The sequence below is a fragment of the Peribacillus butanolivorans genome (assembly GCF_001273755.1).
GTDB classification, from domain to species: Bacteria; Bacillota; Bacilli; order Bacillales; family DSM-1321; genus Peribacillus; species Peribacillus butanolivorans.
Window position 1 is genome coordinate 397,228 of record NZ_LGYA01000001.1, and the last position, 15,174, is coordinate 412,401.

The following is a 15,174-nucleotide window of genomic DNA, read 5'->3' on the forward strand; positions in this document are numbered from 1 at the left end:
CTTACAAATTCCTTAAGCTCACAGGGAAGCGTAAGGAGACCACTTGGCACGTACAAACTGTTATGCTCGAAATGAGATAAAGGAAGAGTCGGAAGTTTGATAGTCGTTTGTCCTGGAGCAAGACAAAAAAGCTTGGGGACTACCTCTTTCTACAAGCTAAAATTTCATTCTTTTTAACTTAATAATAAATACTGTTTTTTCATATGACGTACTGGAAAGATGAATTTCCCCACCTAATGCTTCTACAAGTCGCTTCGTGATCGTTAGTCCAAGTCCGCTACCTTGATATAAACGATTTCTTGAATCTTCTAATGTATACATACGCTCAAATACTTTATCGATTTGTGACTCAGCAATCCCTTTTCCTTTATCCCATATTTCAATACACACAACCTTTTCATCACTTTTTAAAGTCAAGCCCAGTGTTTTTCCATCATCTCCATAAGTAATAGCGTTCGAGATTAAATTATTTAACACTCTATTTAGCACCTCAACATTTCCAAGTGCATATAGAGGTTCATTTGGTATATCAATATGGACCGAAAATCCTTTCGCCATTAGTAAATCATAGAACGATAAAATATTTTCCTGACACACTTCATTCATATTAATTCTAGTTAACTCGATTTTTTTATCTCCCGACTCTAATTTCGCTAAGTCAAAAAACTTATGAATGAGTTCTATTACATCAATAGTTTTCATATGCACCTTTTTCAGCAGTGCTTGTCGTTCGTCCTCACTCATCGTAGGATCTGTATGTAACATCTCTGCATACCCAAGAACAACCGTCAGCGGTGTTTTTAAGTCATGCGATACATTAGAGAGCATCTTGCGCATGGACATCTCTAACTTGGCATGATCGGCATTTGTGATTTGCTTTGCTACTAATAAATGATTAATAGCGACTAATAGCTTTTGTAGTTCTTTATCATCTGTCACAACTAATAACTTTTCACCTGTTTGGTTTTCCAAAATATCCTGGAGCTTTTCATATATGTAACGTAAATTCGCATCTTTACTTTTCTGCGTTCTATATTGAAAAAAAACAACACCTAATAATATGAAAATTATCATCATTAAAAAAAATACCATGCTACATCACTTCCAGCTTATAACCGATTCCCCATAATGTTTTAATATACTCTGGGTTTGATGGATCATCCTCTATCTTCTCTCGCAGCCTTCTCATATGAACATTAATAACATTCTCATCACCATAATATTCTTCATTCCAAATGAGGTTATAAATTTGAGTTTTTGTAAACACACGATTGCGATTCATCGCAAATAGCTTTAATAGTTCAAACTCTTTAGAAGTGAGTTTAATAACTTTCTCTTTCTTCCAGACAGTAAAATTGATTGTATCTATTTCCAAATCACCAATCTGAATAATTTTATCTTGTATCTTTAGTGGAGCTGAATATTTTGTCGAACGACGAATTCCTGCCTTCACCCGGGCCGACAACTCAATCATTGAAAATGGCTTACAAATATAATCATCTGCTCCGAGGCCTAACCCGATTGCCTTATCAACATCTGTGTCCCTAGCAGACATTAGTAAAATAGGGACAGCACTTCTTTCACGAATCAATTTCATTACTTCTAAGCCATCTATCTTTGGTATCATAATATCTAGTATGATTAAATCAAACGAACATTGCGTGAATTTTTCCAGTCCAACTTCTCCATCAGAAGCTGTCGCTACAATAAAACCCTCTTTTGTTAAATAGCTTTCTACCATTTCTTGAATCGATAGATCATCTTCCACTAGCAAAATATTAGATTGCATTTCTTACCGCTCCCAACTTTTACATATATTAACATCTTTAATTATACCCCAAGATCTATTAAACGTGAAAAAAGGTGGAAACCATTCTAGCAGAAATTCTATTGGTGCATACAACAGCAAATGCCAATTAATTCTCAAAACTTGTAGTACTAAATTAAACACGATCATCAAAATATTGAATTAATGAAGCTGCTACAGTATCCTTGATATTATAATATTCTGAAAAATGTAGGGGGAGAAATAATGGAGGAGAAAGTGCTAAAAGCGATTCAAGATGATTATCCAGATGCATTTGCATGGTGTTATGGATGTGGTCGGTTAAATAAAGATGGTCATCATTTTCGAACGGGTTGGCAAGGAGAACAAACTAGGACAATTTATACACCACGCTCAGAACATATTGCAATTCCAGGCTTCGTTTATGGCGGCTTAATTGCATCGTTAATTGATTGTCATGGAACAGGTTCGGCTGCATTGGCATTGCATCGAAAAAATGGGCATGAAGTTGGGGATGGAATAGAGCCTCCTCGGTTTGTAACAGCTTCATTAAAAGTGGAATTTGTAAGGCCAACTCCAAATGATGTTCCATTAATAGCGGTTGGGAGGATACAAGAGATTCATCCTAAGAAGTGGAAAATTGATATAGAAGTATTTGCAAATGAAACACTTTGTGCTCGTGGAGAAGTTGTAGCAGTGGTGATGCCGAGCACTTTTACAAGCAAAGAATAATCCCTAGCATGATGGGTCATAAGTCATCAATGCAACGGATCCTTCAGTTGAGAAGAAGTAAGGCCTAATAAAAGCTTTATAAGAAAAAGAGTATGTGACCGTCCAAGCATTTGGACGGTTATTTAGTGCACCTAGCAAGTATCTTCAAAATCAAAGAATGAAAGACAGTGCAGGGCAGAATGTTTTAACATACATATTCACCTTAGCTTGATGGAGAAAGTCCATCCAAGTGAGTGATTCCAAGGCGGTTGAGCGCTTTTTGTACCAAAATACCGATGTAACTGACAGCGCATTTTATGCAAGTTAGAGCTATTTAGTTACATGTGGCTGGAAATCACAAGCGAAATTTCAGTTTATCAATATACTTAAAATATAAGCAAAGGGAGGTCGCAAAGATGAAAATACAGGTAGAGATAGATGAGGAGGTCCAAGCGATAGAGGTACTTATCCGAAATCATGAATGGAATGAGGAAGTGCAAGAATTAATGGAGCGCTTGAAGGAGAGAAAACGACCATATTTTGTTGGCAGGAAAGAAGATATGCAGCATGTTTTCAGGGCAGAAGAAATAATCTGTTTGTTTACAGAGCAAGATTCCATAATGGTGCGGACGAAACAAGGGACTTTTGAAATGAAAGAAAGATTATATGAACTGGAAAAGGACCTTCCAGGTAATCAGTTCGTTCGATTATCCAAATCGGTGATCGCAAATCTAAATGAATTAAGCAGATTTGAGGTATCTTTCAACGGAACTTTATGCGTTTATTTTAAGTCAGGGGAAAAAGAATATGTTTCTCGACACTATGTTCAAGGAATTAAGAAAGCATTTCAATGGAGAAGGAAGGGATTATGATGAAAACACTTTTGTTTCGTAGTTTTGTAGGGATTTGTTTTGGAGCACTCGTGATGGTATTGACGTGTTTTGGAGTAATAGGTTTTGGTGATGTGACCTCATTAGACAGTGGGATTTTCGTGAAAAATGCGATAGGCTGCCTATTATGTGGCTGGTTTTTCAGCACAGCAACTATATTATTTGAAATAGAGAAATGGAGTTTATTATCTCAGACTATTCTACATTTTTTGACTGTTAGCATATTATACTTTCTTCTTTCTTTCTTTGTTGGATGGATTCCATTTAGTTTAAAAGGGTTAGTAACAGGAATTGGTATTTTCCTACCATTCTATGCGATCATCTGGATTATTTTCTATCTCTATTTCCGCTACCAAGTGAAAATTTTGAATGATGGGTTAGATAAGAGAGGTAATTGAGAGAGGATGGACAGTAATTTTTTAAGGTAAGAGAGATAAGTAGTTTCAGTAATAATGTTTTTACCTGATTGAGTTGCTTTTTTAGTAGCTCTTTGTTTATTGGCTCCTGCCTATGTGCTGCTGGCTTCTGATGATTCTTCTTACATATCAGGACAAATACTTTTTGTAAATGGTGGATCAATCGCTACCTTTTTATGATGAAATGAATGTTTTCAGCAACTTTTTAATCGAACTTTATTTTAAGCCAACAGTAGTGTATTCGAACTGTGCAATAAAGAATTTTATGGATAAAACCTAACTTCTTGTAAAAAATAAGATAATAATCTACAAGGAGACTTAATAATGAAAAAAATAGCCATACTCTTTCTTATCTTTTTCATTTCGTCTAGTAGTGCTACTGAAGCAAAAAACACAATTGAAACAATTCCTCAAAACAAGCCACCTTCCATTATGGAATTAGCTTTTCTAAGATATCTTGGTGGAACCATTCTTGAAGTTATGGAAAAACACGGTGATAGTCAATTATTCACATTTAATAGAATTGAAAAAATTTCAAGAGATATTCAAAATGATACATATGATGTGTCATTACATGTAATGGGATATGAGGGACCCATCAACCCACCTTTTAAGTTAATTCAAATGACTATTCGTATACCAGGAGAAAAATATACTAAATATAGTGTGATTTCATACAAACATCGGTATATTAATGACAAAGAATTGAATGAGCTAACTAAATATGTTACTGATTAAATTAGATTTCATAATTTCGCAGTTTGTGTCCACTCTACAATAAGTCTTAATGAACGGGTGCGTTAGCTTCTTTAAGGCAGCTTTTTCTTTATGCCTCTATCGGGGCAGATTAGTTGAAGAAGGATTGATAACTTTTTTCTAATTAGGAAAGATTAGAAAAGATGTGTGTGTTTATATAAAAAAACTTATTGTACTGATTTTGATTATATCTCTATTTACTTTAGATTCAGTTGGAGTGTATGCACTCAAAGAATGCCCAGAGTTAAATGAGTTAGAAGAAATATCAATAAGGGATAAAAAAGAAGTAGTTAAAGCATTAAAAATATTAATTCCTAAAACTTACGAAGTAGGAGATTATCCTGTAATTCGTTCGAATCAATTACTAAAGGATGTCTCCCGAAGAAGCGTTTAATTATGTTCCAAATGTCATTGAGGTGTTACTTACAGGCTTCCATTTCCCTACTATTATGTCTAGAGCGACTTCGATAATACCACTAACTTCATTTTCATTGAGCTTATCGGTTATAATGAAGTTGGAAGTCTTCGTTTGCGATTATGTGGAGACCCGAATTTTATATTATTTGAGGTAGTATACCTTACTTATCAAAGGAGTTTATTCATCATGAATGTGCTACAAAAAACACAAAAAATAGTTCGCTATCAGAATCAACAGGGCAAAATACATTACGGTATTGTTGAGGATGAGATGATATTACAACTGTCTAGCAGTTTTGCTGAACTTGTCAACAAGGAAATAAAGTATGACGGGGTAGAGCTGAAATATAGTGACGTTAAAATTTTGGAACCTGTAAAACCTTCTAAAGTGGTTAATTTCGGCTGGACCTATGCAGGTCATGCGAAGGAAACAGGGGGAGAGGCAAACCTTGTAGAACCATTTCTATTTTTAAAGCCATTATCTGCGCTTATTCCAGACAAGGAGAAAATTATCCTTCCTCCAAATGATCTATCCAACCAAGTAGAACTTGAAGGGGAAGTAGCCTTGGTGATTGGGAAGCGCGGAAAAAACATTAAAGAAGAAGATGCGCTTGATTATGTGTTTGGTTGCACGATATTTAATGACGTCACAGCAAGAGATCTTACAAAAAAAGATCCACAGTTTACGCGGGGCAAAGGATTTGATACGTTCGGACCTTTGGGGCCGTGCATCGTTACCGGGGTAGATCCTACAAATTTGCGGATTGTGACCACTTTAAACGGCCGCGTTGTCCAAGACGGGAATACCAATGAAATGTCTCTAAGCATTCCGTATCTAATCAGCTGGCTTTCGCAGGTAATGACACTTGAGCCAGGTGACATTTTGGCCACGGGTTCACCATCTGGCAGCTGCCCGATCAAGTCAGGGGATGAGGTCGTTGTTGAAGTCGAGAATATCGGTCGGTTATGTAATGAGGTTCAGTAGGATTTGCCAGTATTCTTAATGCCAAATATGAAAATGTTCATAAATAGATGAGCCGACTTTTTAAAATGTTACAGGGGACATCGCAATAAAAAAAGAAGAGTTTCTTTGTTCTTGCATTCGCTTGTGGTGCTGCTAGAGAAACGGCAGTATTAAAAGAGCTTGGTGTCAATTTATTTGAGATAAATGATAAACCTGATGGTCAATGGCTAAATATAGTTGAGTATTGAATCATTTGAACTAACGAGTGCGTTTGATTAAGGAACACAAAAATGATCAATCTTTTTTATAAAAGAATAATCCAATTAAATAGTATAAGGGCATGTTTTGATTATCTTTTTTCAAAACATGCCCTTTCTATTTATTCATATTAAGATTTCTTGTATTAATTTGATCAAACTTTGTTTCAAAGCTACAGACATATGGTATGAAAATTTTGTAGGTTTTCACTTAAACTAATGAAGCAGATACTTCAAAAAGGATTATTGAAAGCTTTATTGAATTTAAGAGCTGAGAGGGAGGGGTTCCGAGTGCTTAATGTTGAGGTTAGAAGGCCAAGAACTGAGAACATTAAAGAGTTAAATCATTTTTTTAGGGTAGTGATTACAGACACGTTTACTAAAGAAGGTATCGGAGAGAAGTTAGATGATATAGAAGATGAAATCGAAGCTAAGAAAAAATACTTAGAAAGTGATCTTGAAAGCAATGGGGAAAAACGATATTTCTTGATTGCTTTAGATGATGATAAAATTATTGGTTCAATCGAATACGGTCCATCAAGCGAGCTGATATGCAATTGTACAAACAATGCTTTAGATAAGCTAATTGAAGTAGGTACAGTATTTGTTCATCCTGACTACCAGAGGAATGGGGTAGGTAATTTGCTATTGAAGACAATGTATCATACTTTGCAGCATAGGGGCATAGAAGAATTTTGTTTAGATAGTGGATATATTCGTGCACAAAAAATCTGGAAAAAGAAATTTGGAGATCCTGATTATTTGTTAAAGGATTATTGGGATGAAGGGTATGATCATATGGTTTGGAGAATCAAGGTCAAGGATTTATTAAAATAGGATATTTTGCACTCGTTCGTTGTATGCTTTTATATTATTAAAATTCACTTTTCACCACGTCATTTCCTTCTATAAATTCTTTATTCAATGCATAGTAATCTTTTACATCAACTATAATCCATCGTTTGAATTTTTCATTATAAGTTAAAGCTAACCAATATTCCTCAAATGTTTCTACTATTGGTTCACTGTCATTAAATCCATTGTATCTTTTTTGTTTATTATGAAATTCTACTGGAATTTCCACTCGATATTGTTCATTTTCTTTAGATAATTTAATATTCCCAAGATCGATTCGAGTCCCTAACGCTGTTCCTTTCCAATTTGTTTTTGCAAACTGAATGTTTTCCTCATAGTCTTTAACGATATTATCAGCAGCTGTATTGATAATGGCAGCCTATTCTTATAGAACTATCGGGGCAGGATAGTTCAAGAGTGCATATTGATTTGTTCAACAATTGGTTCATTTTATGGAATAACACTTATTGAGCTAACTGAGGGTTGAAGAAAGAATGTTATAATAAGTTTTATTATTTTACTGTTTTGCATTGGAGGTACTTAACTTGGAAATTAGAAAAGCAAGGAAAGAGGATATAAAGGGCATATCAAGAGTTTATGTTGATAGTTGGAGGACTACTTATCGTGATCTAGTACCTGACGATTATCTGGACGAATTATCGTATGAAGATGCAGAAAAAAGATGGAATGATTTTTTATATAACGAAAATGAACCTTTTATATATGTTGCAATTAATGAAACAGGGAAAATTATAGGTTTTGCATCTGGTAAAAGTATAGATGAGAAGAATTACGATGGAGAACTATATTCGCTTTATCTCTTACAGGAATGTAGAGGATTTGGTGTTGGTAGGCGGCTTATTTCAGCTATTGCTAAACATTTTAAAGAAAAAGGTATTTATTCTATGATGGTTTGGGTAATGAAACAGAATAATTCTGGACTTGGATTTTATGAACGTATGGGAGGAAAAGAATACATTCATAGGACCAGTACGTTTGGAGGAACCATAGTAGAGGATATTGCTTATGGCTGGAAGGATATCTCAGAATTATGTATTGAGTAAGAGTAATAAAGATTTACACGCGTGTAACTTGTTTAATTAACGGGCGCGATTCTTGAATAAGATTGGCTTTTCTTAATGAACTAACGGGTGGCTTTACTTCATAACAGGGCGATAATTAAGCTATGTTAGATTTTCTTTTAGGCATTCTTTCCGCAGGATTCGGTGATAATTCTTTGGATACTCGAAAAATTGATCGAAATATAGAATTGCTGAAGAATCATATATGGTTTAAAGATATATACGAAGATGAAAAATATCATCGATTGTTTTTTGTAAATAGAAATGTTAGGCAGTATTTACAAAGTACAATGCGTGTAAAAAGAATTATAAAAAAGGAAAAATCTCAAAGAGTATTTCTTGTATTTTTAAATAAACAGTTAAAAAAATAAAATATCCTTAATGAACTAACAGGTGCGTTAGCTTAAGATCAGAGCTGTCTTTAAGGAAGCTTTTTCTTTTATGCAACTATCGGGGCAGAATAGTTCAATAGTTGAAAGTTAAGAGACAGAAGAATTAATTAGTTTAATAGGTATACTTATTTTATCATCTGAAACAAAGGAATGGAGATTTACATGAAAAAACAGCGTAACATTATTTTATACATTGGTACTTCAATTGATGGCTATATTGCAAATGATGATGGTACATTAGAGTGGTTAGAATCAACAGAAGTAGAAGGAGATTCTGGCTACAATTCACTCCTAGAAAGAATTGACACTGTTGTTATGGGAAAAGGAACTTATGATGTCATTCGTGGATTTGATATGAATTATCCTTATAGTGATTATAAAAATTATGTATTTTCTAAATCTGTTAGTGGATCAGATGAATATGCTTCATTTATTGATGAAGATGTCAAAACTTTCATTAAAAATATAAAACAAAAGCCTGGTAAAGATATATGGTTAATTGGTGGAGGAAACTTAGCTCGTGAATTTTTTAAAGGAAATTTAATTGATGAATTTCACCTAGCCATTGCACCTATTATTTTAGGGAAAGGAATCTCCCTTTATAACGGAGATGATATTACTCTAAAATACACATTAACCAAAGTAGAAAAATTAGGTCAACTTGCTATGCTTCATTATATAAAAAAATAATTTTCATCATCTTTCTCTTTTTTAGTAGGGGAAGATTTTTACCTTTTCAACTACATTTTTTACTGAAAACCGTTTGAAAATTAATAGATGTTTATATAACTAACGGGTGTGTTAGTTCACTAAAAATAATCAAACTATTTTATAAAAATCGTAAACTAAATCAATAGAAAAGAATCCATATTTATCATCTTTATTTCAAAGATACAGTTGATTCTTCTTTAATCAACAGATGCTTTAGCACAATAAGAGAAATAAAAAAAGTCAGTTTTGGAAAGGGCTTTTTTTGCTGGGATTTACTTAGCGTACAAAACTCTGAAACTTACCTCCTTCTATACATATTTTTCTATTTCATCCAATATAATTTACCCCTTTTGGAATTAAGTCTAGTCTTACGATGCCTTATAAATAACCAAATAAAAAGGCCTGGTAATCCGGGCCTCATTCATAATCCCATTCGTTGCGGGTTCCTGATGAATTCAGGTTTGATACGATTGCTTTAAAAAACTACCTTTTGGATCTATCTTTTATAGTTTTTGTTATTGCTAAAAAAACTATAAATCCAAAAATACCCACGACACCTAATATATTAATTATAGTAGACAATCCGATTCTTCCTTTCTGTTGATAATCTTATTCTTTATCTTGAATAACAACTCTAAAGGAACCAAAAGTTTGTTGACTCTCATAATTATCAGCACTTACTTCATAAGGAAATGGAAAGGCGATGAGTTGGAAATTTTTTTCGCTTTCAACTTCGGGTAGTTTAAAATCAAAAAGATGTCTAGTTTCTGGAGGAACAGTTGTATATAAGATTTCTATGTTATCTATGACTGCAACTTGTTCCCAATCTTTTAAAGCTATGATTGCATATCTGATCTCATCGTTCGTTTCATTTCCGGCAGAGAGCTTAAGCTTCTTGTCTTCTTTTTCAGTCATAATTGATTGCAACTTTTCCTGACTATTTGTGATAAATACATTTTCATTTAATCCATCTTTTACAATAGCATCAGGTTTTACTTCCTTTACTTTTTTTACATCTTCCCTGCTGTCAGCTTTATTGATGGAATACCGCATACTTAAAACTTGTTCTAAAATTCCTGCCTTAATTAGATCGAGCTCCTTCAATTTATATTCTGGCTTTTGCACGATTACAAAAGTCAATTCAATGGAGTCGGAACGAATGGGAACAGAAACTTTGAAGTTTATGGAGCTGTTAGGTTTCATTTCAAAGAAATATTTATTTACTTCCTGCTCCTTATTTTCAACTTTAAATTTTACTTGTTTATAATCTTCAAAAACAAGTAAAGCATACTTTCTGTCCTCATCAATGTCGTGGTCTACTGAAGCAACAACTGACACTTCATTCTCTTTACTATTAAGTGTACTTCCTTCATCTATATGTTTACCTTTCAAATTTTTCAAACCATACCCAACCGAACCATACTCATCCGCATTCGTTACTTCACGTTCTTTTTCAATATCAACAATGTTAGAAGTGCTTAATTCTTTAGTTGGAGATGAAGAAAAAAACCAGTAAAAAACTCCAAGCAATACCAAAACAGATAACGCAGTTATGTAGTATTTTTTCATAAACCAATCTTCTCCTAATTAAAAGAGATATGCAATGAGCATATCTCTTCATTCTTTTCTATTACCAATATGCCTTTGTTTGACCATTAATAGTTTTATACTCTTTAAGTTTAAAAGTATGAGTCCCAATAGCGAAATCATTCAAGGAGTATGCTGTTCCGTTTATTGTTTTAACTCCAATATAGTCCGTCTTTGTAGAACTTGCCGAATTAGTTTTTATTAAAGATCCATCACCATTAAAGGTTTTAGCTCGTGTGTAAATAAAATCCTGTTTTTTGTCAGAGGATGATTTAGCGACTGCATAGGTACTCTTCAAAGGTGGGTTGTATGTATCTAACCTCCCGTGAACTTTATTCTTTGCTAGGATGGAACTACCTGTACCATCTGGTTCTTGAGTAAATATTTTTGCTTCTGAATTTACCAGACCTTCAGTTTCTTAAGGGGCAGGTAAGTTCAAGAAGTGTAGTGTATTCGAACTGTTCATTAAACCAAAATTCCTGCTGCAAATCTTCATAATGACAACATCAAATTAATAAAATTGTTTTTAAAGATTTATTAAAAATAGCCATAATTAAACAACAAAGTATCAACTAAAAGGGGCTGGTAAATTGTTCAATCTATTCTTAGAGTTTTTTGATACTTTGGTTTCTATAACAGACCTACTTATTTCTTATATTCGGGATAAAAATAAGAAATAAACCAGATAGTAAAATTACTCTTTTTACGTCACAATATGTGTCAACTCTACAATAAGCCTTATAGAACTTACAGATGCTTTACTTCAATAAGGAAGGCTGCTGAGGCAACCTTTTTCTTATGGCACTAACGGGGCAGATTAGTTGTACAAGGAATAAGACTTCATAATATTGAATTCTATTGTAGATGATGAAAGGGGAATTAAATGTACTATAAGGTCATAATAAACATGCCAATATCTAATCATGAAGTACCAGAATTAAGGGAACTGATTGGTTGAGGAAGACGAGACAAAGACTTCCCAACCTTATTCAAACGTTGTAACTTTTGGGCTGGAGTAAGAAACGAAAATAATAAACTTATAGCATTTGGTTATGTTGCTGGCATGGGATTAGAACATGGTTATATGGAAGACATAATTGTTCATCCTGATTATCTAAAAATGGGAATTGGTGTGGAGTTAGTAAGAGAATTATTAAGCGAATCTGAACGGTATGGTTTAGAAATTGTTACCTTAACGTATGATCCCAAACATAAAAACTTTTATGAAACTTGTGGCTTTACTCCCTGTTCAGGTGGGTTATGGAAAAAACAGTAATGAACTAACAGGTGCTTTACTTCATTATCAGGAGCTGATCAGCAGCTCCTCTTATTATGGAAATTATTGCAATGAATGAAAAAGAGATTTGAGCACAAAAAGACCTCTTGATATGATGAAAGTGTCCGAAGCTCGCAAGCGAAAAGGACACTTTCATCATAAACATGAGGCCAATCATGAATTATTACCAAAACAAGTAAATCGGTCAAATTTTTAAAAAACGGTACAATTAATGGGTCGTCCCGCCTACTGTATGAATATCCGATTCATATTTAGCAGCTGTGACAGCAGCTATTTTTATGCCCTTAACAATTGTCTCAAGGCTTAAGCTAGGCGCTTCTTTATTAATGGTTTGCTCCGGAATGAAAGGAATATGGATAAATCCACCCCGGATGCTTGATGAGGTTCGGGTGATATAGTTCATTAATCCATAGAAGATATGGTTGCATACAAATGTTCCGGCGGTATGGGATACCGATGCAGGAATGTTGCTTTCCTTCATGTTTTCGACAATTCTTTTGATGGGGATCGTAGACCAATAGGCTACTGGCCCTTTGTCTGCAATAGGCTCATCAATAGGCTGGTTTCCCTGATTGTCTGGGATTCTAGCATCATCTATATTGATTGCCACCCGTTCAGGGGTGATGTGAAGCCGACCCCCGGCTTGTCCTACACAGATAACGATGTCAGGATTATGCTGCTGGATAAGCTGCTCCATTACTGCAACTGATTTCCCGAATACAGTTGGGATTTGTTCAGCAACTAGAGTCACATCATCAATAACTTCTCCATGTAACTGTTTTACTGCTTCCCAGGAAGGGTTTACTCTTTCTCCGCCAAAGGGCTCAAACCCGGTTAATAACACTTTTTGCTCCATGAAGATCCCTCCTATACGCCTAATGAAACAAGTAAGTACATAAGTACGATATTGAAAGCTAATACTGCCAAAGCTGTTGGAACTTGAACTTTTATGACATGGTTTTTATCTTTCAAGTCCAGCAAGGCTGCCGGCACAATATTAAAGTTGGCAGCCATTGGCGTCATTAATGTTCCACAATAACCCGCAAACATAGATATGGCAGCTATATGATTTGGATTAGCGTCAAATTGGTTAATCAGAAAAGGAATGGCGATACCTGCAGCCATAACTGGGAAGGCAGCAAAGGCGTTCCCCATGATCATAGTGAATATAGCCATGCCGAGACAGAAAATGACCACAACCCAAAATAGCGAACCTTCGGGAATGATTGCTGTCACAGCTTTGGAAACGACTGTACCAACCCCTGCATTTGTGTAAATGGTTCCCAATGTTGCAAGTAGCTGTGGCAGCAATACAGCCCAACCAATAGATTCAAGCAGGCGACGTGATTCTTTCACAGCTCCTGCAGGTGTTCCGCGTGTCATCACCATCGCAAAAATAATGGCAGTCAAACACGCCAGACCTAAAGCAACCATCGTTACATTAGATGGATCCAGCAAAGCCTTTCCGCCAATTTTAACACCGTCTAGCAGCTTAGAACCAGCTAAGGTTAAAATAGGAATCAAGATGGCGGGTAGGAAAAGCCTGCCGCCAAGCCGTTTTCTTCGCTCTTCCTTTACAGTAATGCTTTCTTCAACATGTTCGCTTTTCTTTAACCCGCCACCTGCAATGATTAAAACCATAATAATAACCATAAGCCCAATGTAAAATGGCGGAATAATTTTGCCGAACATTAATGTAATTGAATAAATCAAGTAAAAGCTTCCTGTAGTCAACCGGCGGCTGTTCGTCCGATCAGTGAAAATATATAGGGAGCAGCCTAGAACAATGATGCCCATCAATACATAAATCATTTCAACTGAGAATATCATAATAGATGCTCACTTTCTCTTTGGAGTATTTTTCATTATTGGTCACGACTGCCCAAACGTTTATCCAGCTTTTTATCAAACATACGGAGGCGAATGGCGTGTACGATAAAAGCAAAGATGGCAGTAGGAATTCCCCATAATGCCATTGATATTGGGTCAGCAGGGATATTGTTCTGTTCAAAAAATCCGTTCATCAATAGAATTGCACCAACCGCCACGAAAATATCTTCTCCGAAAAACAAGCCGATATTATCAGTTGCGGCAGCATGTGCACGGATTTCCTGCTGCTCTTTCTCAGGCAGCTTACCATATTTTGATAGAGCAGCCCCTTCTGCCATTGGAGCAATCAGCGGGCGTACAGTCTGCGGATGACCACCAAGGCTGTTTAAACCAAGAGCAGCTCCGACTTCCCTGATCAATAAATACATGGTCAATACCCGGCCAACAGTGATGGCTTTGATTTTTGATACAACCTTTGAAGCTTGTTGCTGGAGACCATTTTTTTCAAGCAGCCCAATAACGGGAAGCGTGACTATGAGAATAGACATGTACCTGTTAGTTGTAAATGCTTCGCCAAATTGCGTAATAATACTGGTAATGGGAATACCGGCAATCATCCCCGTTACGAGTGCTGAAACCGTTACCACAACTGCTGAATTGAATCTAAGTACGAATCCAATCATGATTAAAAGAACACCAATTAGAACCATATATATCCCCTTTCTTATTATTAAAACTATTCTGCAAAAATATAAACTACATGTTATTGTACATTAAAGTAAGAATTTTTGAAATAAATTTTTTATTAATCCACGTGACTAATTATGTGAAAATCAAAGTCTTTTATAATGAAAGAATAGAAAAAATGCATCAAAAATACTTATTTACAACAGTAGTAAAACTAAAAATGGGACACGCCTATTTCTGTGGAAGAAGCATTAAAGAGATTCAAGAATAATATCACCAGAAATAGGATTGTTATATAGTCTATTTAACTAACGGGTGCGAAGATCTAAGCTGACTTTAAGTTAGCTTTTTCTTGTGTGCCAGGCATGGCAACTATCTAGGTGGTGAAAGTCCACTGTGGGGGTACACATCGACCAACCACTAAGGAAGCGCAAGGTACTTATCGTGAGGTAAGGGCTGGAGGAAGCGTGGAATAAAATCTTGGCTCGACGAACAGGAATCTGATACTAAGGCTCTATAAAGGGATTAAACTCCAA

Annotated in this window: 16 protein-coding genes and 2 pseudogenes; 11 read left to right on the forward strand and 7 right to left on the reverse strand. The window is 35.2% G+C overall.

The window, feature by feature from the left end; genetic code table 11:
* Positions 1–156: 156 nt before the first annotated feature.
* Complete coding sequence (locus AKG34_RS01960) at positions 157–1,092, reverse strand: sensor histidine kinase (RefSeq protein ID WP_053344541.1); 936 nt, start codon at positions 1,090–1,092, stop codon at positions 157–159.
* 1 nt (position 1,093) lies between these two features.
* Positions 1,094–1,789 carry a response regulator transcription factor gene (locus tag AKG34_RS01965; RefSeq protein WP_053344542.1) on the reverse strand — a complete coding sequence of 232 codons (696 nt, stop codon included), beginning with the start codon at positions 1,787–1,789 and terminating at the stop codon, positions 1,094–1,096.
* Between the two features lie 243 nt (positions 1,790–2,032).
* On the opposite strand from AKG34_RS01965, the gene AKG34_RS01970 reads away from it, so the two are divergent.
* The 7 genes and pseudogenes from AKG34_RS01970 to AKG34_RS02000 all read left to right on the forward strand — a co-directional run bounded on the left by AKG34_RS01970 (position 2,033) and on the right by AKG34_RS02000 (position 7,034).
* On the forward strand, positions 2,033–2,518 hold the full coding sequence (locus AKG34_RS01970; RefSeq protein ID WP_053344543.1) for a PaaI family thioesterase: 486 nt from the start codon (positions 2,033–2,035) through the stop codon (positions 2,516–2,518).
* 395 nt (positions 2,519–2,913) lie between these two features.
* On the forward strand, positions 2,914–3,369 hold the full coding sequence (locus AKG34_RS01975) for a LytTR family DNA-binding domain-containing protein (protein WP_053344544.1): 456 nt from the start codon (positions 2,914–2,916) through the stop codon (positions 3,367–3,369).
* Positions 3,366–3,785 (forward strand): DUF3021 domain-containing protein, encoded by a 420-nt coding sequence (locus AKG34_RS01980; RefSeq protein ID WP_236694850.1) that lies wholly within the window; start codon positions 3,366–3,368, stop codon positions 3,783–3,785. The genes AKG34_RS01975 and AKG34_RS01980 overlap by 4 nt, the downstream gene beginning before the upstream one ends.
* A gap of 99 nt (positions 3,786–3,884) precedes the next feature.
* Positions 3,885–3,983: pseudogene (locus AKG34_RS28550) on the forward strand (NAD(P)-dependent oxidoreductase); the annotation flags it as partial.
* Between the two features lie 144 nt (positions 3,984–4,127).
* A complete protein-coding gene (locus AKG34_RS01985; protein ID WP_053344546.1) occupies positions 4,128–4,541 on the forward strand; it encodes a hypothetical protein in 414 nt (137 codons plus the stop codon).
* Between the two features lie 622 nt (positions 4,542–5,163).
* On the forward strand, positions 5,164–5,961 hold the full coding sequence (locus AKG34_RS01995; protein ID WP_053344548.1) for a fumarylacetoacetate hydrolase family protein: 798 nt from the start codon (positions 5,164–5,166) through the stop codon (positions 5,959–5,961).
* Positions 5,962–6,488: 527 nt separating this feature from the next.
* Positions 6,489–7,034, forward strand: coding sequence for a GNAT family N-acetyltransferase (locus tag AKG34_RS02000; protein ID WP_053344549.1), 546 nt, complete (start codon positions 6,489–6,491; stop codon positions 7,032–7,034).
* A gap of 37 nt (positions 7,035–7,071) precedes the next feature.
* Here the strand turns inward: AKG34_RS02000 and AKG34_RS29795 are convergent, their stop codons facing one another.
* The gene (locus AKG34_RS29795; protein ID WP_456238415.1) at positions 7,072–7,425 is read right to left on the reverse strand and encodes a YvbJ-related protein; all 354 of its coding nucleotides are present in this window, start codon (positions 7,423–7,425) and stop codon (positions 7,072–7,074) included.
* A 172-nt stretch (positions 7,426–7,597) separates the two neighbouring features.
* Between AKG34_RS29795 and AKG34_RS02010 the strand changes: the two genes are divergently transcribed.
* The 3 genes from AKG34_RS02010 to AKG34_RS02020 all read left to right on the forward strand — a co-directional run bounded on the left by AKG34_RS02010 (position 7,598) and on the right by AKG34_RS02020 (position 9,216).
* Entirely contained in the window at positions 7,598–8,116 is a 519-nt protein-coding gene (locus AKG34_RS02010; protein WP_053344551.1) for a GNAT family N-acetyltransferase, read from the forward strand.
* Between the two features lie 122 nt (positions 8,117–8,238).
* Positions 8,239–8,505 carry a hypothetical protein gene (locus tag AKG34_RS28200; RefSeq protein ID WP_053344552.1) on the forward strand — a complete coding sequence of 89 codons (267 nt, stop codon included), beginning with the start codon at positions 8,239–8,241 and terminating at the stop codon, positions 8,503–8,505.
* 183 nt (positions 8,506–8,688) lie between these two features.
* Entirely contained in the window at positions 8,689–9,216 is a 528-nt protein-coding gene (locus AKG34_RS02020) for a dihydrofolate reductase family protein (protein ID WP_053344553.1), read from the forward strand.
* A gap of 630 nt (positions 9,217–9,846) precedes the next feature.
* Here the strand turns inward: AKG34_RS02020 and AKG34_RS02025 are convergent.
* Complete coding sequence (locus AKG34_RS02025; RefSeq protein ID WP_053344554.1) at positions 9,847–10,806, reverse strand: hypothetical protein; 960 nt, start codon at positions 10,804–10,806, stop codon at positions 9,847–9,849.
* 1,027 nt (positions 10,807–11,833) lie between these two features.
* Here AKG34_RS02025 and AKG34_RS02035 point away from each other — a divergent pair.
* Positions 11,834–12,100 (forward strand): annotated as a pseudogene (locus AKG34_RS02035) (GNAT family N-acetyltransferase); the annotation flags it as partial.
* A 229-nt stretch (positions 12,101–12,329) separates the two neighbouring features.
* Here AKG34_RS02035 and pcp read toward each other — a convergent pair.
* Genes pcp through AKG34_RS02050 form a run of 3 tightly spaced genes read right to left on the reverse strand, consistent with a single transcriptional unit; the run spans position 12,330 to position 14,661 of the window.
* Entirely contained in the window at positions 12,330–12,977 is a 648-nt protein-coding gene (gene pcp, locus AKG34_RS02040) for a pyroglutamyl-peptidase I (RefSeq protein ID WP_053344556.1), read from the reverse strand.
* An 11-nt stretch (positions 12,978–12,988) separates the two neighbouring features.
* On the reverse strand, positions 12,989–13,951 hold the full coding sequence (locus AKG34_RS02045) for a DUF979 domain-containing protein (protein ID WP_053344557.1): 963 nt from the start codon (positions 13,949–13,951) through the stop codon (positions 12,989–12,991).
* 35 nt (positions 13,952–13,986) lie between these two features.
* Positions 13,987–14,661, reverse strand: a complete 675-nt coding sequence (locus tag AKG34_RS02050) for a DUF969 domain-containing protein (protein WP_053344558.1) — start codon at positions 14,659–14,661, stop codon at positions 13,987–13,989.
* Between the last annotated feature and the right edge of the window lie 513 nt (positions 14,662–15,174).

Bases quoted from the DNA above. Each gene is read 5' to 3' on its own strand.
- AKG34_RS02045 (WP_053344557.1), bottom strand. From the start codon at position 13,951: ATGATATTCTCAGTTGAAATGATTTATGTATTGATGGGCATCATTGTT.
- AKG34_RS02020 (WP_053344553.1), top strand. From the start codon at position 8,689: ATGAAAAAACAGCGTAACATTATTTTATACATTGGTACTTCAATTGAT.
- AKG34_RS01985 (WP_053344546.1), top strand. From the start codon at position 4,128: ATGAAAAAAATAGCCATACTCTTTCTTATCTTTTTCATTTCGTCTAGT.
- AKG34_RS01970 (WP_053344543.1), top strand. From the start codon at position 2,033: ATGGAGGAGAAAGTGCTAAAAGCGATTCAAGATGATTATCCAGATGCA.
- AKG34_RS01980 (WP_236694850.1), top strand. From the start codon at position 3,366: ATGATGAAAACACTTTTGTTTCGTAGTTTTGTAGGGATTTGTTTTGGA.
- AKG34_RS02025 (WP_053344554.1), bottom strand. From the start codon at position 10,806: ATGAAAAAATACTACATAACTGCGTTATCTGTTTTGGTATTGCTTGGA.
- pcp (WP_053344556.1), bottom strand. From the start codon at position 12,977: ATGGAGCAAAAAGTGTTATTAACCGGGTTTGAGCCCTTTGGCGGAGAA.
- AKG34_RS01965 (WP_053344542.1), bottom strand. From the start codon at position 1,789: ATGCAATCTAATATTTTGCTAGTGGAAGATGATCTATCGATTCAAGAA.
- AKG34_RS28200 (WP_053344552.1), top strand. From the start codon at position 8,239: ATGTTAGATTTTCTTTTAGGCATTCTTTCCGCAGGATTCGGTGATAAT.
- AKG34_RS02050 (WP_053344558.1), bottom strand. From the start codon at position 14,661: ATGGTTCTAATTGGTGTTCTTTTAATCATGATTGGATTCGTACTTAGA.
- AKG34_RS01995 (WP_053344548.1), top strand. From the start codon at position 5,164: ATGAATGTGCTACAAAAAACACAAAAAATAGTTCGCTATCAGAATCAA.
- AKG34_RS01960 (WP_053344541.1), bottom strand. From the start codon at position 1,092: ATGGTATTTTTTTTAATGATGATAATTTTCATATTATTAGGTGTTGTT.
- AKG34_RS01975 (WP_053344544.1), top strand. From the start codon at position 2,914: ATGAAAATACAGGTAGAGATAGATGAGGAGGTCCAAGCGATAGAGGTA.